Raw genomic sequence first — 24,179 nt, 5'->3', positions numbered from 1 at the left:
GTGAGAACGACGACGAAGGGCGGCACCCGGTGGGTGTCGCCCTTCGTCGTGTGGTGTGGTGGACTTCTGCCGACCGCGGCACCGGCCGGCAGAAGTCCAAGGTGGGGTTCCGCAGCCCGACGGCGGCAGAAGGGGGCTGCGGGATCCCACCCGCTCAGGGGCCGCTCCTAGGCGGCGGTGTGATCCTGCGTGGTGCAGCGGCGGCACAGGATCGGGTGCAGCAGGTGAGCCAGGTCGTGCCGGTCGGTGACCGGGCGGGGGAAGGCCAGGCGGGCGCTGCGCTTGCCCATCCGGACCAGGAAGCCGTACCGGTCCATCCGCACCACGCGGGGCTCGTCGCCGGGCTTGGCAGCGCTGCCGAGCTGACGTTTCACGTAGTCGCTCATCTCTTCGACGTGGTGGTCGGCCAGGTCGGCGATGAGGTCGAACTCGACCGCCCGCAGCGGGTCCGGGGTGGCCTCGGCGTAGTCGTCCGGGTCGATCTCGATGAGGTTCTCGTTACGTTCGTACCGGACCTCGGCGACGTCCATCCGGTAGAGCGATTGACTCTCGCCGATGTCGAGCAGGTCTCCGCAGGCGTCGGTGTCCGCGTAGTCGAGCGCTGCCGCGCGGGCGTCCTCGCCGGTCAGCCGGGTCGCCCAGCCGGACACCCAGACCCGTCCGAGCGACGGGGAGGTGGCCATCGGCGGCACGTCCCGGATGTCCAGTACGAGCGCGGTGTCGTCGTTCCCGTCTTGTGGCCGAAGGGCGGTCGCGAGGGTACCCTCGCTGGGCACTAGCAGAAGCACGCGGCCCTGAGCGTCCGTCACGTGCCGGACCGGAACGGGTCCGGGGCGGCAGGCGATGTGGGCGACGGCGGGCAGGTGACCGGCGGAAAGCGTGCGCGCGATCTCGGCGGGACTGGGTTGCATGACGAGCACCTCCGGGCACCGGTTAGGCTTACCTAAGTTAGGCAAGGCTTACCGTAACAGGAGATCTCTGTTGAACAACTCTCGACCCAAGGCGAAGCTCTCGCGAGCGCTGGGAATCCCTCTGACGCGTAAGTGCGTCAAGTACTTCGAGCGCCGCCCGTTCCCGCCGGGCGTCCACGGCCGTGGCCGTCGCAAGAGCTCGGACTACCAGGTCCGTCTGCTGGAGAAGCAGCGTCTTCGCCACCAGTACAACATCAGCGAGGTCCAGATGCGGGCCGCGTTCGACGCCGCGCACAAGGCGGAGGGCAAGACCGGCGAGACGATGGTCACGCTGCTCGAGCGCCGCCTGGACGCGACCGTCTTCCGTGCCGGCTTCACCCGGACCATCTACCAGGCCCGCCAGCTGGTCGTGCACGGTCACTTCACCGTGGACGGCAAGAAGGTGGACCGCCCCGGCTACAAGCTGAAGCCGGGTCAGGTCATCGAGGTCAAGGAGACGAGCCGCTCGAAGCCGCCGTTCCAGATCGCCGCGACCGGCACCCACATCGATGGGCCGACCGCGCCGTACCTGTCGACGGTCCTTGAGGAGCTCCGTACCACCGTGGTCCGGGCGCCGCTGCGCTCCGAGGTCCCGGTCCTCTGCGACGAGCAGCTGGTCGTGGAGTACTACGCCCGCTGATGAAGCGGCTCACGAATCGCTGAGATGGCGGGTTCCTCGCCGCGGTTGCCCTGTCGAAGCGGCAGCCGCGGCGGGCGACGCGCCTATCTCACCGGGAACCGTCTCCGGTCAGCGCGTCTGTTCCAACCAGCTGGCGTAGAGCTTGGCGTAGATCGAACCCTCCTCGGTGACGAGGCGGGCATGCGGGCCGCGTTGCACGACGCGGCCCGCTTCCACGACTATCACCTCGTCGGCGGCCTGGGCCGTGGACAGCCGGTGCGCGATCGCCACCGTGGTCCGTCCCCGGGTGACCAGGTCGAGCGCGTGCTGCAGCCGCACCTCGGTGGCCGGGTCCACCGCGCTGGTCGCCTCGTCGAGCACCAGCAGATCAGGGTCCGCGACGTAGGCCCGGACCAGCGCCACCAGCTGCCTCTCCCCCACGCTGAGCGCCTCGCCGCGCTCACCCACCGGGGTCTCCAGCCCGTCCGGCAGCCCGGCCAGCCAGTCGCCGAGGCCGAGTTCGGTGAAGGCCTCCCGCAGCTGGTCGTCGGTCAGTGACGGCTCGGCGAACCTGATGTTCTCGGCCACCGTCGCGTCGAAGAGGAAGCCGTCCTGCGGGACCATCACCACCCGCGAGCGCAGTGACGAGAACCGCACGTCGGTGAGCTTCACGCCGCCGAGCAGCACCTCGCCGGCGATCGGGTCCATCAGCCGGGTCAGCAGCTTCGCGAACGTGGTCTTGCCGCTGCCGGTCTCGCCGACCACCGCCACCTTGGTCTTCGCCGGGATCTCCAGGTCGACGTCGGCGAGCACGACCGGTCCGCCCGGGTACTGGAACGAGACGTCGGCGAACCGGATGCCCAGCGGGCCGGCCGGCAGCGGCACACCCCGGTCGTCCGGGTCGGCCACGTCCGGCTCCACGTCCAGGACGTCGAGGATGCGGCGCCAGCCGGCCACCGCGTTCTGTGCCTCGTTCAGCATGTCGGTGGCGATCTGCACCGGCTGGATGAAGAGCGTCACCAGGAACAGGAACGCGGTGAGCTGCCCGACCGTGAGGCTGCCGTCCACGCCGAGCAGCGTGCCGACCACGACCACGCCGGCGAGCGCCAGCCCGGCCCCGATCTCGCCGCTGGAGAAGCTGGTGACGCTGGTCTTCAGCGCCTTCTGCTGGGCGACCCGCAGGTCCTCGATCGCGCCGTCCAGCCGCCGGCCGGTGCGGTCCGCCACGCCGTACGACCGGATCACCGTGGCGCCGACGACGCTCTCCGCGACGGCCCCGAGCATCACGCCGGTGCGTTCCCGGACCGCCCGGTAGACGGCCGCGAGCCGCTTCTGGAACAACCTGATCACCGCGACCGCCGGCCCGAAGGCGAGCAGCACCACGAGGGTGAGCTGCCAGGAGTAGATCGCCATCACCACCGTCGAGACCAGCAGCTGGCCGCTGGCGAGCAGCAGCTGGATGCCGCCGGTCTGCAGGAACGTGGAGATCTGGTCGACGTCGCTGGTCACCCGGGACACCATCGAGCCGCGCCGCTCGGACTGCTGGTGCAGCATCGACAGGTCGTGGATGTGCCGGAAGGTCCGGGACCGCAGCGAGCCGAGCGCCGTCTCGCTGACCGTGAAGAGCCGGCGGGTCATCAGATAGCCGCAGACCGTCGAGATCAGGAGCGCCAGCAGCGTCAGCGCCACCACGCCGAGGACGACCCGCGGGTTCGGGCCGCCCGGAGCGTTGACCCCGCGGTCGATGCCCTGCTGCACCGCGATCGGCACGGCGACCCGGCCGCCCATCTGCAGCAGCGCGAGCCCCATCGTGCCGAGCATCCCGGTCCGCAGCTCCGGCGAGAGCGCGAGCCCCCGCTTGATGGTGGCGAAAGTGCCGTCCTTCACTGCTGTTCCGCTTTCTCGTACGCCGTGACCAGGTCCCGGTACCCCGGCTGGGAATCCATCAGTGAAAGGTGGGTGCCGGTCGCCACGACCCGGCCCTGGTGCAGGTAGACGACCAGGTCGGCGAGCGCGATGGTGGCCCGCCGGTACGCGACGACCAGGATCGACGTCCCGGAGTCTCGGTCGCGCAGCGCGCCCAGGATCGCGGCCTCGACGCGCGGGTCGACGGCGCTCGTCGCGTCGTCGAGGACCAGCAGGCGGGGATGGCCGGCGAGCGCCCGGGCCAGCGTGAGCCGCTGGCGCTGCCCGCCGGAGAGCGAGGTGCCGCGCTCCCCCACCTCGGTGTCCAGCTTCGCCGGCAGGCCGCCGACGAACCGGTCGGCCTGGGCCAGGCGCAACGCGTGCCAGACCGCGTCGTCGGTGATGCCGTCCCGGTCCAGCGAGATGTTGCCGCGGACCGTGTCGTCGAAGACGAACGGGATCTGCGGGACCAGCGCCGCCGTCCCGGCCAGGGCCGAACCGGCCAGATCCGGCAGCTTCACCCCGTCCAGGGCCACGCTGCCGGACTCCGGGTCGACGAGCCGGACCGCGAGCGAGGCGATCGTGGACTTGCCCGAGCCGGTCGCGCCGACCAGGGCGACGGTCTGCCCGGCCGGGACCGTGAACGTCACGTCGGTGAGCACCGGCGGGCCACCGGCGTAGCGGTAGTTCACCTGCTCGAAGCGGAGCTCGACGGGTCCGCTGCCGGGAACCCCCACCGCCCCGTACGGGAGATCGCCCTCCGCGGAGAGCACCGCCTGGACCCGTTCCCATCCGGCCACGCTGCGCGGCAGTTCGCCGACCACCCACCCGATCGCGCGTACCGGGAAAGCCAGAACCGTGAAGAGGAAAGCGACGCTGACCAGCTCGGCCACGCTGATCGCTCCGGTCTGCAGGCGCCAAGTGCCGATCACCAGCACGGCCAGGGTCCCGACGCTGGGCAGGCTGTCCATCAGCGGGTCGAAGACGCCGCGCAGCCGGCCCACCGAGATCAGCGCGTCGCGCAGCTCGGAGACGAAGACCCCGAAGCGGCGTGACTCGTCGGCCTCCCGGCCCATCGTCTTCACGACCAGCGCGCCGTCGAAGCTCTCGTGCGCGACCGCGCTGACCTTGGCGCGCATCCGCTGGGCGTGGATCTGCCGCGGCGACATCCGCCGGGAATAGGCGAGGTTCAGCGCGAACAGCGTCGGGAAGAGCGCGACGCCGACCAGCGCGAGAACCCAGTCGGTGGCGAAGAGCACGGCCATCGCCCCGAAGATCATCACGATGGTGCCGACCGCGAACGGCAGCGGCGCGATCGGGACGAACGCCGCCTCGACATCCGAGTTCGCGTTGGACAGCAGCGTCCCGGTGGCGTGCTTCTGGTGCCAGGACGGCGGCAGCGACAGATAGCGCCGGGTCACCGCGCGCCGGTAGCGGGCCTGCAGCCGGAACTGCATGTACCCGGCGCCGAGCCGCCTGCCGAAGATGCTCGCCACCCGCAGGCCGCTGATCCCCAGCAGGATCGCCACGACCAGCGCGAGCGAGCCGGTGCGCACGCTCCCGTCGGCGAACGCCGGCACGACGATATGGCCGGTCACGAAGCCGATGACGTACGAGTTGGCGATGATCAGTAGGCCGAAGACGCTACTGCCGACCGTGCCGATGACGAAGAGCCGGGGTTCCGTACGGATCGCCTGCCCGAGCACCCGTAGTCCCCGTCCCAGCACGTCGTTGCTGGCTCTGGCGCTCAATTTCCTACCCGATTGGTAAGTGTTCGCCGGGGCTTCCGGCCTTACCTGTCCATCCTGCCTTCTACACAAGTTGTTTACATTGTGTGCAGCGTTACAGCGATTAGGATCGACGGGTGACGAACTATGCCCGGCAGGAGCGTGCCCTCCTCGCCGACCTGCTGCTGAGCGAGGGCCCGGACGCGCCGACCCTCTGCGAGGGCTGGACCACCCGTGACCTGGCCGCGCACCTCGTGGTCCGGGAACGGCGGCCGGACGCCTCGGCGGGCATTCTGATCAAACCCCTTGCGTCGTACGGGGAGAAGATCCGTGCGGCACGCGCCGGCCTGCCCTACGGGGACCTCATCGAGCAGCTGCGCAATCCACCCTCCTGGGGGCTGATGACCAACCCGGTCGTGGACCCTCTCGCCAACACCGTCGAGTTCTTCATCCACCACGAGGACGTGCGGCGCGCCGCACCCGGCTGGGAGCCCCGCACGCTGACGCCGGACTTCGAGGCGGCGATCTGGCGGAACGTGAAGCTGATCTCCCGGGCCTCGCTGCGCCGGATCGGCATCGCCGCCGAGATCGTCCCGTCCGGTCTCCCGCCGATCACCGTCGGGGAGGACCCTCAGGTCAAGATCCTCGGTGACGCCGGCGAGCTCGCCGTCTTCTTCTTCGGCCGGCAGCGCGCGGCCCGGGTGACCGTCGAGGGCGACCCCGCGGTGGCCGATCGCCTCCGCAACGCCAAACTGGGCGTCTGACGATCGGCCCATCCAATCCGGCCGCGATTGGCTCGATCGCTGCGCCGATCGGCACCTAGGTTCGGGCCATGCACAACCGCACCGGCCTCTCCGTGTCCCAGGGCGCCGCCCTGTCCGTCGGCGCCGTCCTCGGCACCGGGCTGATCTCCCTGCCCGCGCTCGCCGCCGAGGTGGCCGGGCCGGCGTCGCTCGTCGCCTGGCTCGCCCTGATCGTCCTGTCCGCGCCGCTGGCCTGGACGTTCGCCGCTCTAGGCGCCCGGTACCCGGACTCCGGCGGCGTCTCCACCTATGCCCGGCTCGCCTTCGGCCCGCGGGTGGCCGCCGCGGTGGGCTGGTGCTTCTACTTCGCGGTGCCGCTCGGCGCGCCGGTCGCCGCGGCGTTCACCGGCGGGTACGTCGCGGACGTCGTCGGCGGCGGCTGGACCACCGAGTTCGTCACTTTCCTGGCGATCGTGGGGACGGCGTACACGATGAACTGGTTCGGTCTGCGGATCTCCGGCCGGGTCCAGCTCGTCCTCTCCGCCTCCCTCGCCGCCCTGCTGGTCGTGACGGTGGTGGCCGCGCTGCCGCACGCCCGCTGGACGAACCTGGAGCCGTTCGCCCCGCACGGCTGGTCCGGGATCGGCGCCGCCGCGGCCATCCTGGTCTGGGGATTCGCCGGCTGGGAGGCGCTGTCGTCGCTTTCCGCCGAGTACCGCAACCCGCAGCGGGACGTCCCCCGGGCCACGATGATCGCGGTCGCGCTGGTCGGCGTCCTCTACCTAGCCGTCGCGGCGGTCAGCGTGCTGGCCCTCGGTCCGGCGCTGGCGGGCAGCCGCGCCCCGCTCGCCGACCTGCTCGCCATCGGTGTGGGCGGCCCGGTCCGGATCGTCACGGCGGTGGTGGCGGTGGTGCTCACGCTCGGCGCGGTCAACGCGTACTACGCCGGCGCCAGCCGTCTCGGCGCCGCCCTGGCAGCCGAGGGCGCCCTGCCGTCCCGGGTCTTCGGCACCCAGCGGCGCTCGATGACCTTCATCCTTGCCGGCAGCATCGTCGCCGCGCTGCTGCGCCTCGACCTGAACACGGCCGCGCTGCTGGTGACCGGCTGCTTCACCCTGGTCTACGTGATCGGCACGGCCGCCGCCCTCCGCCTGCTGCCGGGCGCCGGACAGCGGGTGGTGGCCGGGGTGGCGTTCGTCGCGGTGGTCGCGCTGCTCTGGCTGAACGGGTGGCCGGCCCTGCTGAGCCTGGCGATCGCGGCGGGAGCCGTGGTCTACCAGTCGGTCCGATCCGCGTCCTCGTCGTCCGCGTCCGCTTCCTCGGCGCCGTTCGAAGAGCCTCTAAAGCATCCTAGCCAGGTGGGATAGCCCTTCGTCGATCACGTCGGGGTTCACCGCGCCGAACCCCAGCACCAGCCCTCGCTCGACCGGAACGCCCGGCGGCACATAGCTGCCGAGATGATCGATCGCCACGCCGGCCCGCCCCGCTGCGGCGACGATCCGGGCCGGATCGGGGGACGCCGAGCCCCCGCCGGGGCGCAGTAGGGCGGTGACGTGCAGGCCGGCGGCGGAGGGAACGACCTCCAGGCCGGGCATCGCCGCGAGGCCGCTGACGATGCGGGTGCGCCGGTCGGCATAGGCGCGCCGGGCCCTCCGCACGTGACGGGCCAGTTCGCCGTCCTCGATGAAACGGGCCAGGGCTGCCTGGACGGCCGTCTGCCCGTACCCGTCGCTCAATTGCCGCGCCGCGATGAGCGCGGGCCGCAAGCCCGGCGGGACCAGCACGAAGCCGGTGCGGAGGGCCGGGATCATGCACTTGGAGAAGGTGCCGGCGTAGAGCACCCGGCCGCCGCCGTCGAGTGTCCGCAGTGGTTCGAGCGGGCGGGCCGAGAAGCGGAACTCGCTGTCGTAGTCGTCCTCGACGATCGCGGCCCGGCGGCGGCCCGCCCAGTCGAGGAGCTCGTGCCGGCGGGCCAGGCTCATCACCCGGCCGAGCGGGAACTGGTGCGACGGCGTCACGTAGACGAGCCGCGCCGCGGCCGGCAGTTCCCCGACGACCAGGCCCTCCTCGTCGACCGGGACACCGGCGACGCGGGCGCCGAGCGACTCGAAGAGGCGGCGGGCCGGTGGATAACCGGGCTCCTCGACCGCCACGACGTCGCCGGGCCGCACCAGCACCCGGGCGATCAGGTCGAGCGCGTGCTGGGTGCCGTTCGTGACGACCACTTCGTCGGCGGTGGTGCGCACCGACCGCGAGTAGCCGATGTAGCGCGCGACAGCCGAACGCAACGCCGGATGGCCGGACGGGTCCCCGTACGTCCCTGGGTTGTTCGCCCGCAGGCGGAGTTCCGCCGAGACCAGCCGCCGCCAGGTGTCGAAGGGGAAGAGCGACGGATCGGGGATGCCGGTCCGGAAGTCGTAGCGCGGCGCCGCGACCTGCCCGCTGGCCGGCAGCGGGGTGAGCGTCCAGCCGGCTCGCGGCCGCAGGGGATCGGCTTCGTGAATCGGGCGTTGCGCCACCAGGTGTGTCACAGCGACGAAGGTGCCGGACCCGACCTTGGACGTCAGATAGCCCTCGGCTGCCAGCCGTTCGTAGGCCCCCGCCACACTCCCCCGGGAGACGCCCAGGTCAGCGGCGAGCACCCGGGTGGCAGGCAGCCGATGACCGGCCGGAGCACGGCCGTCGGCGATGGCCGACCGTAACGCGCGGTACACCGCGGCCGTGGTGCCACCGTTTCCGGACTCGACCTCGATCACCAGATCCAAGGGATGGACCTCACATGTGGGCTGACTAGGATAGAGGGCGTTCCGCCGGTGAAGTTGGTTGATCCCGCAGTCTAGCCGTGGTGCAGGACACACATTACCCTGCGGTAACACCGACGTTACTAGCTCTCCGTTCAGGTCGAAGGCGGCGCCCGATATGGCTCTCGAGGTTCCCTACCGGTCAATTCCGGACATGCTCTTCCAGCGCGTGGCGAAAACCCCCGATGCCCGGGCCCTCGCGCGTCCCAACGCGACCGACACCGGCCCCGAGTGGCTGACCTGGCGTGAGGTCGGCGAGCGCGTCCGGGCCATCGGCGCCGGTCTGCGTGAGCTCGGCGTCGGCCTGGAGGACCGGGTCGCGATCCTCTCCAACACCCGGCTCGAGTGGATCCTCGCCGACCTCGGCATCAACGTGGCCGGCGCGGCCGCCACGACGGTCTACCCGACCACCGAGCCGGAGGACACCGCCTTCATCGTCACCGACTCCGGGTCGAAGGTGCTGATCGCGGAGAACGCGAAGCAGGCGCTGAAGATCTCCGGCGCGGAGACCGCCGTGACGAAGGTCGTGGTGATCGACGGCCCGGCCGACGCCGGCGCCACCCCGCCGCAGATCACGCTCGCCGAGCTGGAGGAGCTGGGTGCCGCCGCGCTCCGGACCAACCCGTCGCTCATCGACGACGTGGTCGCCCAGCTCGGGCCGGACAACGTCGCCACCCTGATCTACACCTCCGGCACGACCGGCCGCCCCAAGGGCGTCGTCCTGCTGCACAAGGGCTGGACCTGGGAGGGTGTCGCGCAGGAGGACCTGGGCCTCTTCTCCCCGGACGACCTGCACTACCTCTGGCTGCCGATGTCGCACGCGTTCGGCAAGACGCTGCTCTGCGGCATCCTGCACGTCGGCGTGCCGACCTACGTGGACGGCCGGGTCGACAAGCTGATCGACCTGCTCGCGGTGATCAAGCCGACGCTGATGTGCGCCCCGCCCCGCATCTTCGAGAAGGTCTACAACAAGACCGTCACGAGCGGCACGAGCGGCGGCGGCCTGAAGCCGAAGATCTTCGCCTGGGCGGTCGCGACCGGCAAGAAGAAGGTCGCGCTGGAGCAGGCCGGCAAGCCGGTCCCGGCCGGTCTGAAGCTGCAGTACGCGATCGGCGAGAAGCTGGTCTTCTCGAAGCTCCAGGCCAAGCTCGGCGGCAACATCAAGGTGCTGGTCAGCGGCTCGGCGGCACTGAGCCGGGACATCTCGGAGTTCTTCGCCGCGGCGAACCTGCCGATCCTCGAGGGCTACGGCATGACCGAGGCCTGCGCGGCGAACTTCGTGAACCGGAACGGCCGCCTCAAGATCGGTACGGTCGGCGAGGCGGTCGGCGACCTCGAGGTCCGCATCGACACCGACGGCGAGGTGCTGCTGCGCGGCGCGCCGGTCATGCGGGGCTACCACAACCTGCCGGAGGCCACCGCCGAGGCGCTCACCGAGGACGGCTTCCTCCGCACCGGTGACATCGGCGAGCTCGACGCCGACGGCTACCTCAAGATCACCGACCGGAAGAAGGACCTGGTCAAGACGTCCGGTGGCAAGTTCATCGCGCCGTCGTCGATCGAGGGCCAGTTCAAGGCGGTCTGCCCGTACACGTCGCAGGCGATCGTCATCGGCCAGAACCGCAACTTCGTCACCATGCTGATCGCCCTCGACGAGGACGCGATCAAGGTGTGGGCGTCGGAGGGTCCCCTCGCCGGCAAGAGCTACGACGAGATCGTGGCGGCGCCGGAGACGGAGAAGCTGGTCGAGGGCTTCATCGCCGAGCTCAACGCCAAGCTGAACCGGTGGGAGACGATCAAGAAGTTCGCGATCCTCCCGCGCGACCTGAGCATCGAGGCCGGCGAGGTCACCCCGTCCATGAAGATCAAGCGGCGCAGCGTCGAGACGAACTTCGCCGAGCAGATCGACAAGATGTACGCGGGATCCCTCGCGCAGCTCTGACCAGTGGTTTGCTGGGACCGTGACGATCCATACGATCACGGTCCCGGTAGCCGACCTGCCCGCCGCGACCGCGTTCTACCGGACCCTGCTGGGCGTCGAACCCTATGCCGAGCACGGCTACTACGTCGGCTTCCGGCCGCCGGGCGCACCGGAGATCGGTCTCGATCCGCACGGCGATGTCGCGGCCGGCCCGATCGTCTATTGGCGCACCGACGACATCACGACCGCTGTCGCGGCCTTGGTGGTGGCGGGCGCTTCCGAGGAACGCTCACCCCACGATGTGGGGCAAGGTGCGTTGATCGCGACGGTACGGGATACCGACGGTCACCTGATCGGCCTCTTCCAGCCACCCACGGCCTGACCCGCCCGCACCTCGGCTCCTCACCGCGCCACCTCTCCTCTCCGCGATCTTGGAGCTCAAGCGCCTCACCGCGCCACCTGTCCCCTCCGCGATCTTGGAGCTCAAGCGCCTCACCGCGCCACCTCTCCCCTCCGCGATCTTGGAGAATCGTGTCGGCGGAACGCGTCAGGTGATCACGGCTGGGGTTCGCCAGGTCGGGCGCGGGGCGTGGTCGAGGTCGTGGCGGACGGCGGCGATCCGGCGGACGGATTCGATCAGATCGTCGGCGGCCAGGGTGAACGGCAGCCGCAGGAACCGTTCCAGCGTGCCGTCCAGGCCGAACCGGGGACCGGGCGCCAGCCGTACGCCCAAATCCTCCGCGGCCCGGGAGAGCGCACTCGAGATCGGCCCGTCCAGCTCCGCCCAGAGGGTCACCCCGCCGGCCGGCACCACGAACCGCCACTCCGGCAGCATCTCCTGGATCGCGCCGACCAGGGCGTCCCGCCGGAACCGCAGCTGCGCACGCCGGGCCGCGACGATCTCCGGGGCGAGCCGCAGCAGGTGGACGGCGACGAGCTGCTCCAGGACCGGGCTGCCCATGTCGACACCGACCCGGATGGCGGCGAGCCGCTGCACGAGCGGCGCCGACGCGCGGACCCAGCCGATCCGCAGGCCACCCCAGTACGCCTTGCTCATGCCACCGATCGACGTGACCCGGGAGTGCCGGTCGAAGACGGCCACCGGCGGCGGCATCTCCTGACCTTCGAGCGGCAGGTCGACGAACGACTCGTCGACGACCAGCTCGGCGCCGGCCGCGTGCGCGCCGGCCACCAGGCGCTCCCGCAGGTCGGCCGGCATCAGGTGGCCGGTCGGGTTGTGGAATTCCGGGATCACGTACGCCAGCCGCGGCCGGGTCTGGCGCAGCGCCCCGAGCAGCATCTCGGAGTCCCAGCCGGTCTCGATGTCGAGCCCGTGCGTGCTGACCCGGGCCCGGCGGGCTGCCAGGGCGGCGAGCGCGTTCGGATAGGTCGGCGTCTCCACGAGCACCGGCGAGCCGACCGGCACGGAGAGCCGCAGCACCAGGTCGAGGGCCTGCTGAGTGCCGCTGGTGATCATGATCTGCTCGGCGGACGTGGGGACACCCCGGGCCGAGTACGCCTCGGCGACCGCGGCCCGCAGCTCGGGCAGACCGGTCGGGTGGTACCCGGCGCTGCCCAGGTAGCGAGGCAGGTCGTCGGCGGCGGCCCGGGCGGCGGGCACCAGCTCGACCGGGGCGGCCGACGCGGCACAGCCCAGGTCGATCATGTCGAGGTCGTCGTCGGGGGTCCACAGGCCCGAGGTGGCGACGCGGTGCCCGTTCGGCAGCGTCGTCCAGCTGCCGGCGCCGCGGCGGCTGGTGAGGTGGCCGGTCTCGCGCAACGACCGGTAGGCCGCCGAGACCGTGGTCCGGCTGACCGCCAGGGCCTCGGCCAGCTCCCGCTCGGCGGGCAGGCGCACGCCGAGAGCCAGCCGGCCGTCGGCGAGCAGGCCGCGGACCGAGCCGGCCAGCGCGGCGTAGTCAGGGCTGCGCCGCCTCCCCGGCAGTGAATGCCACCGGCCCAGCAATCGGGCCAATTGGTCGCCTCGCACCGATGTCGTCATAGCCACCTCCGCTCGATTGGCACTTTAACATTCGGCAATTGGCATCGAGAGTGGCATCATGGACCTCTTCCGGCGCCTGCCGCAACTCTTCGTCGGCCTGTTCCTCTACGGGGTCTCGATGGCCCTGATGATCCAGTCCGACCTGGGCCTGAACCCGTGGGACGTGTTCCACCAGGGACTCTCCGAGGTGACCGGGGTGAGCTTCGGCTGGATCGTGCTGCTCACCGGCATACCGGTGCTGCTGCTCTGGATCCCGCTGCGGCAGCGCCCCGGCTTCGGCACGGTGGCCAACCTCGTGGTGGTCGGATTCGCCGCCGACGCGGCCCTCGCGATGCTGCCCGAAGGCGGGTCGATCCCGGCGCGCGTCGGCTACCTGGTCGGCGGCATGCTGCTCAACGGCTTCGCCACCGGCCTCTACATCGGCTCCCGGATGGGTCCCGGCCCGCGCGACGGCCTGATGACCGGACTGGCCGCCCGCTTCCCGCGGATCTCGCTCCGGATCATCCGCACCGGCATCGAACTGAGCGTGCTGGGCGCGGGCTTCCTGCTGGGCGGCACCGTCGGGATCGGGACCATCGCGTACGCCGTGGCGATCGGCCCGCTGGTCCACCTCTTCCTTCCGAAGCTCACCGTGCCCCTCCCCCGGAGCCGAGATCTAGAGTCGACAACGGTCCGGTGATCATCCGGCCACATTCGCTTCCCGGTGACGCAACCACACGGCATCATTGCGGCATGGGGGACGGCGGCTGGAACTGGAACGACGCTTGGATCTTCGTCTCCGCGGTCATCGCCGAGCGCCTGGAGCGGGACAGGGCGCTGCACGCTGCCCTGCCGGTCACCGGCGCGACCCTGGCCGACCTGCTCGCCGCCGCTGACTTCCTGCACCACAGCGTCCCGTCCCGGGAGGACATCGAGGAGTCGGTCCGCCGCCTCTCCGGCGCCGGCCTGATCACCGTGGACGACGACCTGATCGAGGTCGCCCCGGCCGGCGAGCAGCTCTGGCGCACCCGCCCGTTCAGCGGCCTCTCCTCGGCCGTGATGACGCTGCAGGCCCAGCTGAACCGCGGCCCCGACCCGGGCGACGCCGACTACACCCTGGACGACCAGACCTACCAGCTGGCCCTCCGCGAATACCGCCTCCGCCTCGCCGACGGCCGCTGACCGGCTCGGGCGCCACCCGTGCGGTTAAATGAGCTAGCTCAGACGACCGATGGGGGTGCGAGATGGCGGAAGCCTTCGTCTTCCCCGTGGCCGAGATCGTCCGGTCGATCGATGCAGGACGATTCCGGCTCCCTCCGTTCCAGCGTCCGTACGTCTGGACGGCGGAGCAGGCGATCCCCTACTTCGACAGTCTGCTGTCCGGCCTGCCGACCGGGGTGATCACCGTTCTGGAGGGGCCCGCGGAGAGGTCCACCGAACGGATCGGCCCGGCACGGATCACCGCCCCGCCCGACCCCGCCGCATGGTGGGTTGTCGACGGGCATCAACGGCTGGGCGCCCTCGCCGGCCTTCTGCGACAAGGTGCCGTGCGGCTCGCCTATGACCTCGCGGCGGACACGGTGATCGAGCATCGGGAGCCGCGTGAGCCCTTCGACATGCCGTTCGAGGTGCTCACGGACAGCCACTCCTTCGAGTCCTGGCTGAGCGATCTTGATTCCGGCCGCTTCGCCGACCGTGCGATCGACGTACGCCGCCGCCTCCTCGACTCCCGGTTGATGCTGGTCCGGCTCTCCAAGATGCCACCGACCGCCGCCGCTGACGTCTTCCTCCGTCTCAACAACGGTGGTGTCCGCCTGACCGCGGCGGATCAGCGTCACGCCCGCCGGCCGGACGGCGACCGTGCAGTGATTCCCACGCTCGACGGCATGGCTGCGCGATTGGCCGAGTCCGGCTTCGGGCACCTGCCCGCCGGCGTCATTCTGCAGACGATGCGGAAGATCAGTCCGTCGGCCACCGATCAGGAGCTCCGGGAGTTCCCGGACCCGGTCCAAGGGGCCGCCGAGGACGCGCTCCGCCGAGCATTGCGCTGGCTGATCGCCGAGGCGGGGATCCCGCATCTGACGGTCTGGGAACAGCATCTCGCCCTGCTTCCGACCCTGGCCTGGTTCTTCGATCGCAATCCGGCGCCCTCGCCGCGTGCCCGCCTCCTCCTGAACCGGTGGTTGTGGCGATCCATGGGGAACGCCGATCCCGGCGTTCTCCAGAGGCCGCTCCTCGGCGCCGACTCGCTCGACGCCACCGACCTGCTGCGGTCGGTTCCGACCGAGACCCCCGACCCGGCCGGCTACCTGTCGCGATTCGGAGAGAGACTCGCCCTGACCACCCTCGCACCGCGTTCCCTGCTGACCGCCGAACCGTTGCCGGTCGCCGATCTCCTGCAGGCGTACGGTCATTCGACCTTCCGCACCTTCACCGGTGCGCTCTTCTTCTCGCCGCCGGACGAGGGACCGCTCGGGGAACTCCTCCTGTCGCGCCCCGTCGACCCGGGCGTCATCGCATCGCATGCGATCGACGGTCACGCGGTCGCGCTGCTCCGGGCCGGATTCTCCAGCCAGTTCCGGCGCCGGCGTACCGAAGTCCTGGCCGAGAGCCTGTTCAAGCGGGCGCGGCCGCGGGCCCAGTGGGGCGCCTCCGACCGTCCGGCGATCAGCGACCTGCTCGTCTCCGACGACGACAGCGAGGAAGCCGGCAGCCATGGGTGGTGAACGAACCTGGCGCCTTGCCGTCCGGCTGCACGATCTCGTCATCGGTGAGATCGAACTGGACGGCAACACCGCACGATTCGCGCTGGACGACTCGTACCTGCGGATGCCCGGCCGACCCGTGCTGGGCCAGACGTTCGAGGACGACCCCGAACGCGTCCGGTCGACTCACCAGCGCCTCATCCCCTGGTTCTCGAATCTTCTGCCGGAGAAGGGCGGGCCGCTGCGTGACATCGTGGCCCGTCAACTCGGCATCCATCCGGAACGTGAGTTCTTCCTGCTCGCCGGGCTGGGACATGATCTGCCGGGCGCGGTCACCGTCTCCCCGGTCGGAGCGTGGGCGGAGATTCCGCACATGCGGGAGAGCCCACCGGCGTCCGAGTTCCCCGACGAGATACGGCTCAAGTTCTCCCTGGCCGGCATCCAGCTGAAGCTGTCGCTCCTGAAGACCCACCGTGGTCTCACACTCCCGGCCGGCGGCGAGGGCGGCGACTGGATCGTCAAACTGCCGTTCCACGATTTTCGCAAGGTGCCGGAGAACGAGTACTCGATGATGCTGTGGCTGAAGGAGTCGGGTGTCGACGTTCCGGCTATCGACCTTCTTCCCGCGGCCTCGGTGCAGGGTGTTCCCCCGGGCCTCGTCGATCCGGGCGCCAAGGTCTTCGCCATCGAGCGCTTCGATCGGCGGGACGGTGAGCGGCAGCACATCGAGGACTTCGCCCAGATCCTGGACCTTTACCCGGAGCGGAAGTACCAGAACGCCAACTACGAGTCGATCGGCCGGATCCTGCTGGCCCTCTCCGGGGTCGAAGCCGTGCGGGAGTTCGTCCGGCGGCTGGTCGCCATCGTGTTGATGGGCAACGGTGACGCCCACCTGAAGAACTGGTCGCTGCGATACGAGCGATCCGGATCGATCGCGCTGAGCCCGGCCTACGACTTCGTGTCGACGATCGTCTACCAGCCGTTCCGCGCGGACAATCTCGCTCTCAACCTGGATCGGTCGAAGGACTTCGCCTCGGTGACGCCGGCGACCTTCCGCCGCTTCGGTGAGCGGATCGGTTACCCGGCGCCCGAGGAGCTGGAGACCCTGGCTGCGGAGTTCGCCGCGAAGATGCGCGCCGTCTGGTCCGGCCTGGAGCGTGAGCTGCCGCTGTCGGCCGAGATGGCGGAACTCGTCAACGGCCGGCTGCGTGAGCTGCCGCTGGCTCGGGCCGGCTGAGGTCAGCGGACCGGCTGGCCGGCCTCTCGCAGGGTCGACTTGACCTCGCCGATGGTCAGGTCACCGAAGTGGAAGACGCTCGCGGCCAGCACCGCGTCGGCGCCCGCCGCCACGGCCGGCGGGAAGTGCCCGACGGCGCCGGCGCCGCCGCTGGCGATCACCGGGATGTCGACGACGGCGCGGACGGCGCGGATCAGCTCCAGGTCGAAGCCGGCCTTCGTGCCGTCGGCGTCCATCGAGTTCAGCAGGATCTCGCCGGCGCCGAGCGTGGCGACCCGGGCCGCCCACTCGACGGCGTCGAGGCCGGCGCTGCGGCGGCCGCCGTGCGTGGTGACCTCCCAGCCGCTCGGCTGGCCGGCGGAGCGCCGCACGTCGAGCGAGAGCACCAGGACCTGGTTGCCGAAGCGGGTGGCGATCTCCTCGATCAGTGCGGGGCGGGCGATCGCCGCGGTGTTCACGCCCACCTTGTCGGCGCCGGCCCGCAGCAGCACGTCCACGTTCTCCACCGAGCGGACCCCGCCGCCGACGGTGAGCGGGATGAAGACCGACTCGGCAGTACGGCGGACCACGTCGAGCATGGTGCCGCGGTCGTCGGAGGAGGCGGTCACGTCGAGGAAGGTGAGCTCGTCGGCGCCGGCGGCGTCGTACGCCGCGGCCAGCTCGACCGGATCGCCCGCGTCCCGCAGGTCGACGAAGTTGACGCCCTTCACCACCCGTCCGGCGTCCACGTCCAGGCAGGGGATTACTCGAACCGCGACCGTCATACCTCAACCCTAGCCAGCCGCCTGCTGACGGCGGGACGGCCCCTGACCAGTCCCAAAAGCACACCACCGACGACGAGCGCTCCACCGATGACGTCCACGAGATGAAGAGGCTCGCGCAGGAGGAGGGAAGCGGACGCCATGCCGAAGAACGGGACGAGCATCGAGAAGGGGGCAACGGTCGCCGCCCCGTACGTCCGCAGCAGGAATCCCCAACCGGCGAACCCGGCCAGCGTCGAGATCAGCGCGATGTAGAGCAGCGAGAGCACCGCCTCGGTGTCCACCGTACGAAGCGCGGCGAGGTCCTGTTCGAAGCCGTCGACCACCAGCGAGAGAACGATCAGCGGGCCGGTCGCCAGGGCGCTGACCCAGACCATGAAGCGCAGGCTGTCCGGCGGCGACGCCTTGCGGGTGGCGACGTTCGACAGGCCCCAGGCCACGGCCGCGCCGACGACCAGCAGGAAGGCGGCGAGATTCGCGCCCATCCTGGTGGCGACCAGCAGCACCCCGGCGACCGCGACGGCGAGACCGGCGATCTGTACCCGGCGCGGGCGTTCGCGCAGCAGCAGCACCGCGAAGAGCATCGTGAAGATCGCCTGGCTCTGCAGGACGAGCGAGCTGAGCCCGGCCGGCATGCCCGCGGCCATCCCGGCGAAGAGCAGCGAGAACTTGGTGACGCCGAGCACCAGCGCGACGGCGACGACCCAGCGCCACGGCACCTGCGGGCGGCCGGCGAAGAGGATCGCCGGGAACGCGGCCAGCCCGAACCGCAGAGCCGAGAAGAGCAGCGGCGGGAAGTGATCCAGCCCGGCGTCGATGGCGACGAAGTTGAATCCCCAGATCGCCGCGACGGCGACGGCCAGGGCGAGGTGGCGCGGTCTCATGAGATGAGCCTCGGCCACGACAACCGTTAAGCACCAGCAAAATGAGCTACAGGCAAGATGTAGCATCGCTACATGATTGACCTGGGACGGCTGCGCGCTCTCCATGCCGTGGCGAGTTACGGAACGGTCCTCGCGGCGGGCCAGGCGCTGCACTGCACTCCCTCGGCGGTCTCCCAGCAGATCGCCAAGCTGGAGCGGGAGACCGGTGCCACCCTGGTCGAGAAGGACGGCCGCCGGTTGCGTCTCACCGACGCGGGCCGGGTTCTGGCCGATCACGCCGAACGGGTGCTGACCAGCGTGCACGAGGCCGAGTCGGCGCTCGCGGCACATCGGGACACGGTCACCGGGCGGCTCACCGTGGCGGCGTTCGCGACGGCCTGCCGCGCGCTGATGCCACATGCGCTACGCCGGCTGATGGAGAACCACCCGCAACTCACCACGGGGCTGATCGAGGTGAATCCGCACGAGGGGCTGGAGTTGCTGCGGCGCGGCCACGTGGATCTCGCGGTCCTGGACGACTGGCCCGAGGTCGGCCTGCGCTATCCGGAGTCGATCACGAAGACGCAGCTGGGTGATGATCACGCGGATCTCATCGTGCCGATGAGACATGGAATATCGGGCACGGTCTCGCTGGAGCAGGTTCGAGAGGAACGCTGGATCGGTGTCCGAGCGGGAGACGTCTGCTACGAATACCTCATCCGCAGGCTGCCCGGCCTCGTACCGGACTTCCAGGTCGGCGAGTTCGAGACCCAGTTGACCCTGATCGCCGCCGGCCTCGGTGTCGGCCTCATTCCGAGGCTGGCCCGCCCGGCGCTGCCCGACGGCGTCCGGGTCGTCCAGGTGACCCCGCTGCCGACCCGTCGCGTGGTGATCGCCTGGCGTGACTCCTCGGCGGCCCGACCTGCGATCAAGGCCGCCGAGGAGGCGTTACGTGAAGCCTGGGATCAGGCGGTCGCCAGCGCGGTGAGCGCCTCGCGGACCGTGAACGCGCCGGCGTAGAGCGCCTTACCGGCGATCACGCCCTCCACGCCGACCGATTCCAGGGTGGCGAGAGCCCGCAGGTCCTCCAGGCTGGAGACGCCGCCGCTGGCGATCACCGGCTTGTCGGTGGCCGCGCAGACCTCGCGGAGCAGGTCCAGGTTCGGGCCCTTCAGGGTGCCGTCCTTGGTGATGTCGGTGACGACGTAGCGGGACGCGCCCGCCTTGTCGAGCCGGGCGAGCACCTCGTACAGGTCGCCGCCGTCGCGGGTCCAGCCCCGGGCCGCGAGGGTCCGGCCGCGGACGTCGAGGCCGATCGCGACGCGGTCGCCGTACTCGCCGCAGATCCGGTCGCACCACTCCGGGTCCTCGAGCGCGGCGGTGCCGATGTTGACCCGGGTCGCGCCGGTGGCGAGGGCCCGGGTCAGCGACTCGTCGTCCCGGATGCCACCGGAGAGCTCCACCTTCACGTCGAGCTGCCGGACCACGTCGGCGAGCAGCTCGGCGTTCGAGCCCCGGCCGAAGGCGGCGTCCAGGTCGACCAGGTGGATCCACTCGGCGCCGTCGTTCTGCCAGGCCAGGGCGGCTTCGAGCGGGTCGCCGTACGCGGTCTCCGAGCCGGCGGCACCCTGCACCAGGCGGACGGCCTGACCGTCGGCGACGTCGACGGCGGGAAGAAGCTGGAGCGTCACGATTCTCCTAAGGAACTCTTCATGAGGAACGGCGGCCGAGCACCACGACCACGAGGGCGGGCAAGGCCAGAACGATGAGGGCGGTGAGGATGACGCGGAGGGCTAGCTCCGGGATGAAGGTCCAGACCGCGGCGACGGCCAGCAGCGTCACGACGACGATGCCGAGGCGCTGGCGGCGGCTGCGATGGTAGAGCCGTCCATCCCGGCCGAAGCGCGGTGTGACCTTCTTGCGGAATGTGCGGATCTTGGATCGTCGGGCGACCTTCCGGGCCCGGGCGGACTTCTCCTTCTCCAGGACGGCGAGCCTCTCGGCCCGCCGCCGCGCACGTTCCTTGCTCACTCCAGCCCTGCGACCCAGTTGCGGAGCAGCAGATATCCGGCGTCCGACGACTTCTCCGGGTGGAATTGCGCAGCGCTGAGCGCGCCGGCCTCCACGACCGCGGCGAACGGCAGGTCGTGGGCCGCGGTGGTCACCGCGGCATCCCCCAGCGCCGCGAGATCCTGTGCGGCGTAGGAGTGGACGAAGTAGAACCGCTCGTCGGGGGCGAGACCGGCCAGCAGCCGGGAGCCCGCGGCGACCTCGACGGTGTTCCAGCCCATGTGCGGGATCCGCTCGGCGGAGAGCTTGGTGACCGACCCGGGCAGCAGGCCCAGGCCTTTCGTCTCCACGCCGTGCTCGACCCCCGAGTCGAAGAGGACCTGCATGCCGACGCAGATGCCGAGCACCGGCTTGCCGGCCGCGACCCGGTCCGCGATCACCGGTCCGGCGCCGAGCGCTTCGATGCCCGCCATGCAGGCCGCGTACGCCCCGACGCCCGGCACCACGAGACCGTCCGCGGCGGCGGCCGCGGCGAGGTCGCTGGTCACCGTCACGTCGGCGCCGGTCCGGGCGACGGCCCGTTCCGCCGAGCGCAGGTTCCCCGAGCCGTAGTCCAGGATCACCACGTTGGCAGCCATCTCAGGCCTCCCCCATCGGCCACCAGGCGAAGCCGCCGGCCGTGGCGAGCGCGGCGAGCACGCCCACCAGGCCGATGCTGAACTTCGTGGCGCCCGCCTTGACCAGCTGGACCACGCCCCCGACCAGGATGCCGGCGAGAGCGAACAGGATCAGCGAGATCACAGCACTCCCTTCGTCGACGGCAGCGAGCCGGCGTTGCGCGGGTCGATCTCGACGGCCTCGCGCAGCGCCCGGGAGAACGCCTTGAACTGGGCCTCGACGACGTGGTGCGCGTCCGGGTGGCCGCCGGGACGGCAGGCGCGCAGCACGTCCACGTGCAGGGTGACCTTCGCGGCGTGCCCGAACGCCTCGAAGATGTGCCGGGTCATGCTCGTCGCGTAGACCGGGCCGATGTACGGCGTCAGCAGCGGCTCGTCGTGGACCACATAGGGCCGGCCGGAGAGGTCGACCGCCGCCCGGACCAGCACCTCGTCCATCGGGATGGTCGCCGACCCGTACCGCCGGATGCCCCGCTTGTCGCCGAGCGCCTGCGCGAAGGCCTCGCCCAGCGCGATCGCGGTGTCCTCGATGGTGTGGTGCGAGTCGATCTCCAGGTCACCCTCGGTCCGCACGGTGAGGTCGAATCCGCCGTGCTTGGCGAGCTGGTTGAGCATGTGGTCGTAGAAGCCCACGCCGGTGCTCAGGTCGCCCTTGCCGGTGCCGTCGAGGTCGATCTCGACGAGCACCTTCGTCTCGTTTGTCACGCGGTCGATGCGGCCGGTGCGGCTCACAGCCCCTCCTCACTTCGTTCGTCGGCGCGGTGACCCGCAACGGCACTGAGCTTCCTGCGCTCGCTTCGCTCGCTCACGAAAGAATCTCCTCAGCGGCGTTCAGGAAGGCGGTGGTCTCGGATTCGGTGCCGGCGGTCACCCGCAGCCAGCCGGCCAGGCCGACGTCGCGGATCAGCACTCCGCGGTCGAGGAAGGCCTGCCAGGCGGCCTTCTGATCGGGCTGAGTCGCGAACAGCACGAAGTTGGCGTCGCTGTCGGCCACCCGGACACCGCGGTCCCGCAGCGTGGTGACGATCCGGTCGCGCTGCTCCTTGATCGCCTCGACGGTGGCGAGCAGCGAGGCCCGGTGCGCCACGGCGGCCCGCGCGGCCGCCTGGCTGATCGCGGAGAGGTGGTAGGGCAGCCGGACCAGCTGCACCGCGTCGACCACTGCCGGGTCGGCGGCGAGGTAACCCAGCCGGCCGCCGGCGAAGCCGAACGCCTTGCTCATGGTCCGGCTCACCACCAGCCGCGGGTGGCCGGGCAGCAGGGTCAGCGCGCTCGGCGTGCCGGGCCGGGCGAATTCGGTGTACGCCTCGTCGACGATCACCATGCCGCGCGCGGTCGCCAGGATCGCGTCCACGACGGACGGGTCCAGCGCCGTGCCGGTCGGGTTGTTCGGCGAGCAGACGAAGACCAGGTCGGGGTCGTGCTTCTCGATCTCGGCGACCGCCGCCTCGGCGCTCAGCCCGAAGTCGGGGTCACGCAGCGCGCCGATCCAGCGGGTGCCGGTGCCCTGGGCCAGGAGCGGATGCATCGAGTACGACGGGCCGAACCCCAGCGCCGACCGGCCCGGCCCGCCGAACGCCTGCAGCAGCTGCTGCTGAACCTCGTTGGAGCCGTTGGCCGCCCACACGTTCGCCGTGGTCAGGTCGTGGCCGAGGTAACCGGCCAGCTCGTTGCGGAGCGCTATCGCGTCCCGGTCCGGGTAGCGGTTGAGGTCGCGCAGCTCGGCCTGCACGGCCTTGCCGATCGCCTCGACCACGTCGTCCGGGACGGAGTAGGAGTTCTCGTTCGTGTTCAACCGGATCGGTACGTCGAGCTGCGGCGCGCCATAGGGCGACTTGCCGCGCAGATCGTCCCGGATCGGCAGGTCGTCGATAGTGGTCACTGAGAGAACCTTGCCTTCACTGCGTCGCCGTGCGCCGGGAGATCTTCGGCAGTGGACAGGGCCACCACGTGACCCGCGACGTCGCGCAGCGCGGCCTCGTCGTACTCCACGACGTGGATGCCGCGCAGGAACGACTGCACCGACAGACCGGACGAGTGCCGCGCGCAGCCACCGGTCGGCAGCACGTGGTTGGAGCCGGCCGCGTAGTCACCGAGCGACACCGGCGACCAGGCGCCCACGAAGATCGCACCGGCGTTGCGGACCCGCAGGGCCCACTCGCGCGCGTCCCGCGTCTGGATCTCCAGGTGCTCGGCGGCGTACGCGTCGACGACCCGCAGCCCCTGCTCCAGGTCGTCGACCAGGACGATGCCGGACTGCTCGCCGGTGAGCGCCGTGCGTACGCGCTCATCGTGCTTGGTCCTGGTCACCTGCACCGCGAGCTCCGCCTCGACCGCATCGACCAGCGCCGGCGAGTCGGTGACGAGGACGCTCGCCGCCAGCGGGTCGTGCTCGGCCTGACTGATCAGGTCGGCGGCGACGTGCCGCGGGTCGGCCGTCTCGTCGGCCAGGATCGCGATCTCGGTGGGACCGGCCTCGGCGTCGATCCCGACGACGCCGCGGAGCAGCCGCTTCGCGGCGGTCACCCAGATGTTGCCGGGACCGGTGATGACGTCGACCGGCTCGCAGCGGTCACCGGCGTCCACCCCGTCGGCGCCGTAGCCCAGCATCGCAATCGCCTGGGCGCCGCCGACCGCGTAGACCTCGGTCACACCGAGCAGCGCGCACGCGGCGAGCACCCGGGCGTCCGGCAGGCCGCCGTTGTCCGGCTGCGGCGGGCTCGCCACGACCAGGCCCTCGACGCCGGCCTCCTGGGCGGGCACCACGTTCATGACCACGGTGGACGGATAGACCGCGAGGCCACCCGGCACGTAGAGGCCGACCCGGCGGACCGGCACCCAGCGCTCGGTGACCGTGCCGCCCGGCACGACCTGCGTGGTGGTGTCGGTGCGACGCTGATCACGGTGCACCTTGCGGGCCCGCTTGATCGCTTCGAGCAGCGCGGCGCGGACCTCCGGGTCGAGGGTCGCCTCGGCCTCGGTGATCGCCTCGGCCGGGACGCGCAGGCGCTCCAGCTTCACGCCGTCGAATCGCTCGGTGGCCTCGAGGATCGCGCTGAATCCATGCTGATGGACCGCCTCGACGACCGGGCGGATCCGCTCGACGGCCACGGAGACGTCGAGCTGGGCACGGGGCAGCAGTCCGCGCGGGTCACGAGTGGAGCCGCGCAGGTCGATCCGATTCAGCACGGTCCTAGTCTAGGCCGCCACCAGCACGGCCAGCGAAGCCGACGCCCCCGGCCCAGGCGTTGGGACACGGTTTGCCGTACCGCGCCGGGT

The 24,179-nt window shown here is 70.9% G+C and carries 24 protein-coding genes; 10 read left to right on the top strand and 14 right to left on the bottom strand.

Annotation, left to right across the window (positions count from 1 at the left end; genetic code table 11):
- Nucleotides 1–167: 167 nt before the first annotated feature.
- Nucleotides 168–911, bottom strand: coding sequence for a DUF2470 domain-containing protein (locus EP757_RS18420; RefSeq protein WP_127547688.1), 744 nt, complete (start codon nt 909–911; stop codon nt 168–170).
- 70 nt (nt 912–981) lie between these two features.
- On the opposite strand from EP757_RS18420, the gene rpsD reads away from it, so the two are divergent.
- Nucleotides 982–1,590 (top strand): 30S ribosomal protein S4, encoded by a 609-nt coding sequence (rpsD, locus tag EP757_RS18415; RefSeq protein WP_127547686.1) that lies wholly within the window; start codon nt 982–984, stop codon nt 1,588–1,590.
- Nucleotides 1,591–1,698: 108 nt separating this feature from the next.
- On the opposite strand, the gene EP757_RS18410 is transcribed toward rpsD, so the two are convergent.
- Both EP757_RS18410 and EP757_RS18405 read right to left on the bottom strand, forming a co-directional pair.
- Complete coding sequence (locus EP757_RS18410; protein WP_127547684.1) at nt 1,699–3,456, bottom strand: ABC transporter ATP-binding protein; 1,758 nt, start codon at nt 3,454–3,456, stop codon at nt 1,699–1,701.
- Nucleotides 3,453–5,201: an ABC transporter ATP-binding protein gene (locus EP757_RS18405; RefSeq protein WP_370457858.1), complete on the bottom strand. Its 1,749-nt coding sequence runs from the start codon at nt 5,199–5,201 to the stop codon at nt 3,453–3,455. The genes EP757_RS18410 and EP757_RS18405 overlap by 4 nt, the downstream gene beginning before the upstream one ends.
- 137 nt (nt 5,202–5,338) lie before the next feature.
- On the opposite strand from EP757_RS18405, the gene EP757_RS18400 reads away from it, so the two are divergent.
- Both EP757_RS18400 and EP757_RS18395 read left to right on the top strand, forming a co-directional pair.
- The gene (locus EP757_RS18400; protein WP_127547682.1) at nt 5,339–5,965 is read left to right on the top strand and encodes a TIGR03085 family metal-binding protein; all 627 of its coding nucleotides are present in this window, start codon (nt 5,339–5,341) and stop codon (nt 5,963–5,965) included.
- Between the two features lie 68 nt (nt 5,966–6,033).
- Nucleotides 6,034–7,311 (top strand): APC family permease, encoded by a 1,278-nt coding sequence (locus tag EP757_RS18395; protein ID WP_127547680.1) that lies wholly within the window; start codon nt 6,034–6,036, stop codon nt 7,309–7,311.
- On the opposite strand, the gene EP757_RS18390 is transcribed toward EP757_RS18395, so the two are convergent.
- Nucleotides 7,285–8,700 carry a PLP-dependent aminotransferase family protein gene (locus EP757_RS18390; RefSeq protein WP_232050687.1) on the bottom strand — a complete coding sequence of 472 codons (1,416 nt, stop codon included), beginning with the start codon at nt 8,698–8,700 and terminating at the stop codon, nt 7,285–7,287. The two genes, EP757_RS18395 and EP757_RS18390, sit on opposite strands and share 27 nt — an antisense overlap.
- A gap of 163 nt (nt 8,701–8,863) precedes the next feature.
- Between EP757_RS18390 and EP757_RS18385 the strand changes: the two genes are divergently transcribed.
- Both EP757_RS18385 and EP757_RS18380 read left to right on the top strand, forming a co-directional pair.
- On the top strand, nt 8,864–10,687 hold the full coding sequence (locus tag EP757_RS18385) for a long-chain fatty acid--CoA ligase (protein WP_127547677.1): 1,824 nt from the start codon (nt 8,864–8,866) through the stop codon (nt 10,685–10,687).
- Nucleotides 10,688–10,706: 19 nt separating this feature from the next.
- Complete coding sequence (locus EP757_RS18380) at nt 10,707–11,048, top strand: VOC family protein (protein ID WP_127547675.1); 342 nt, start codon at nt 10,707–10,709, stop codon at nt 11,046–11,048.
- A gap of 165 nt (nt 11,049–11,213) precedes the next feature.
- Here EP757_RS18380 and EP757_RS18375 read toward each other — a convergent pair whose 3' ends face one another.
- A complete protein-coding gene (locus tag EP757_RS18375) occupies nt 11,214–12,668 on the bottom strand; it encodes a PLP-dependent aminotransferase family protein (RefSeq protein WP_127547673.1) in 1,455 nt (484 codons plus the stop codon).
- 58 nt (nt 12,669–12,726) lie between these two features.
- Here EP757_RS18375 and EP757_RS18370 point away from each other — a divergent pair, with 58 nt between their 5' ends.
- The 4 genes from EP757_RS18370 (at nt 12,727) to EP757_RS18355 (ending at nt 16,589) form a co-directional block, all read left to right on the top strand.
- A complete protein-coding gene (locus EP757_RS18370; protein WP_127547671.1) occupies nt 12,727–13,347 on the top strand; it encodes a YitT family protein in 621 nt (206 codons plus the stop codon).
- Nucleotides 13,348–13,400: 53 nt separating this feature from the next.
- Complete coding sequence (locus EP757_RS18365) at nt 13,401–13,829, top strand: hypothetical protein (protein WP_127547669.1); 429 nt, start codon at nt 13,401–13,403, stop codon at nt 13,827–13,829.
- 62 nt (nt 13,830–13,891) lie between these two features.
- Complete coding sequence (locus EP757_RS18360) at nt 13,892–15,373, top strand: DUF262 domain-containing protein (RefSeq protein WP_127547667.1); 1,482 nt, start codon at nt 13,892–13,894, stop codon at nt 15,371–15,373.
- Nucleotides 15,363–16,589, top strand: coding sequence for a type II toxin-antitoxin system HipA family toxin (locus EP757_RS18355; protein ID WP_160165816.1), 1,227 nt, complete (start codon nt 15,363–15,365; stop codon nt 16,587–16,589). The genes EP757_RS18360 and EP757_RS18355 overlap by 11 nt, the downstream gene beginning before the upstream one ends.
- 2 nt (nt 16,590–16,591) lie before the next feature.
- Here EP757_RS18355 and hisF read toward each other — a convergent pair whose 3' ends face one another.
- Entirely contained in the window at nt 16,592–17,353 is a 762-nt protein-coding gene (hisF, locus tag EP757_RS18350) for an imidazole glycerol phosphate synthase subunit HisF (protein WP_127547663.1), read from the bottom strand.
- Entirely contained in the window at nt 17,350–18,234 is an 885-nt protein-coding gene (locus EP757_RS18345) for an EamA family transporter (RefSeq protein WP_127547661.1), read from the bottom strand. The genes hisF and EP757_RS18345 overlap by 4 nt, the downstream gene beginning before the upstream one ends.
- A gap of 72 nt (nt 18,235–18,306) precedes the next feature.
- Here EP757_RS18345 and EP757_RS18340 point away from each other — a divergent pair, with 72 nt between their 5' ends.
- Nucleotides 18,307–19,233, top strand: a complete 927-nt coding sequence (locus EP757_RS18340; protein ID WP_127547659.1) for a LysR family transcriptional regulator — start codon at nt 18,307–18,309, stop codon at nt 19,231–19,233.
- Here EP757_RS18340 and priA read toward each other — a convergent pair.
- From priA to hisD, 7 genes are all read right to left on the bottom strand, one after another.
- On the bottom strand, nt 19,179–19,904 hold the full coding sequence (gene priA / locus EP757_RS18335) for a bifunctional 1-(5-phosphoribosyl)-5-((5-phosphoribosylamino)methylideneamino)imidazole-4-carboxamide isomerase/phosphoribosylanthranilate isomerase PriA (protein ID WP_127547657.1): 726 nt from the start codon (nt 19,902–19,904) through the stop codon (nt 19,179–19,181). The two genes, EP757_RS18340 and priA, sit on opposite strands and share 55 nt — an antisense overlap.
- 19 nt (nt 19,905–19,923) lie before the next feature.
- Nucleotides 19,924–20,244, bottom strand: coding sequence for a hypothetical protein (locus EP757_RS18330; RefSeq protein ID WP_127547656.1), 321 nt, complete (start codon nt 20,242–20,244; stop codon nt 19,924–19,926).
- Complete coding sequence (hisH, locus tag EP757_RS18325) at nt 20,241–20,861, bottom strand: imidazole glycerol phosphate synthase subunit HisH (protein ID WP_127547655.1); 621 nt, start codon at nt 20,859–20,861, stop codon at nt 20,241–20,243. The genes EP757_RS18330 and hisH overlap by 4 nt, the downstream gene beginning before the upstream one ends.
- Before the next feature lies 1 nt (nt 20,862).
- On the bottom strand, nt 20,863–21,024 hold the full coding sequence (locus EP757_RS43265; RefSeq protein WP_174262411.1) for a hypothetical protein: 162 nt from the start codon (nt 21,022–21,024) through the stop codon (nt 20,863–20,865).
- Nucleotides 21,021–21,632, bottom strand: a complete 612-nt coding sequence (gene hisB / locus EP757_RS18320) for an imidazoleglycerol-phosphate dehydratase HisB (protein ID WP_111648744.1) — start codon at nt 21,630–21,632, stop codon at nt 21,021–21,023. The genes EP757_RS43265 and hisB overlap by 4 nt, the downstream gene beginning before the upstream one ends.
- Before the next feature lie 73 nt (nt 21,633–21,705).
- Nucleotides 21,706–22,782, bottom strand: a complete 1,077-nt coding sequence (locus tag EP757_RS18315) for a histidinol-phosphate transaminase (RefSeq protein ID WP_127547654.1) — start codon at nt 22,780–22,782, stop codon at nt 21,706–21,708.
- Nucleotides 22,779–24,089: a histidinol dehydrogenase gene (hisD, locus tag EP757_RS18310; protein ID WP_127547653.1), complete on the bottom strand. Its 1,311-nt coding sequence runs from the start codon at nt 24,087–24,089 to the stop codon at nt 22,779–22,781. The genes EP757_RS18315 and hisD overlap by 4 nt, the downstream gene beginning before the upstream one ends.
- Between the last annotated feature and the right edge of the window lie 90 nt (nt 24,090–24,179).

Origin of the sequence: Actinoplanes sp. OR16 (assembly GCF_004001265.1) — a bacterium.
Taxonomy (GTDB): domain Bacteria; phylum Actinomycetota; class Actinomycetes; order Mycobacteriales; family Micromonosporaceae; genus Actinoplanes.
Note: the sequence above shows the minus strand (reverse complement) of the source record. Positions and strands in the feature narration are given on the sequence as shown.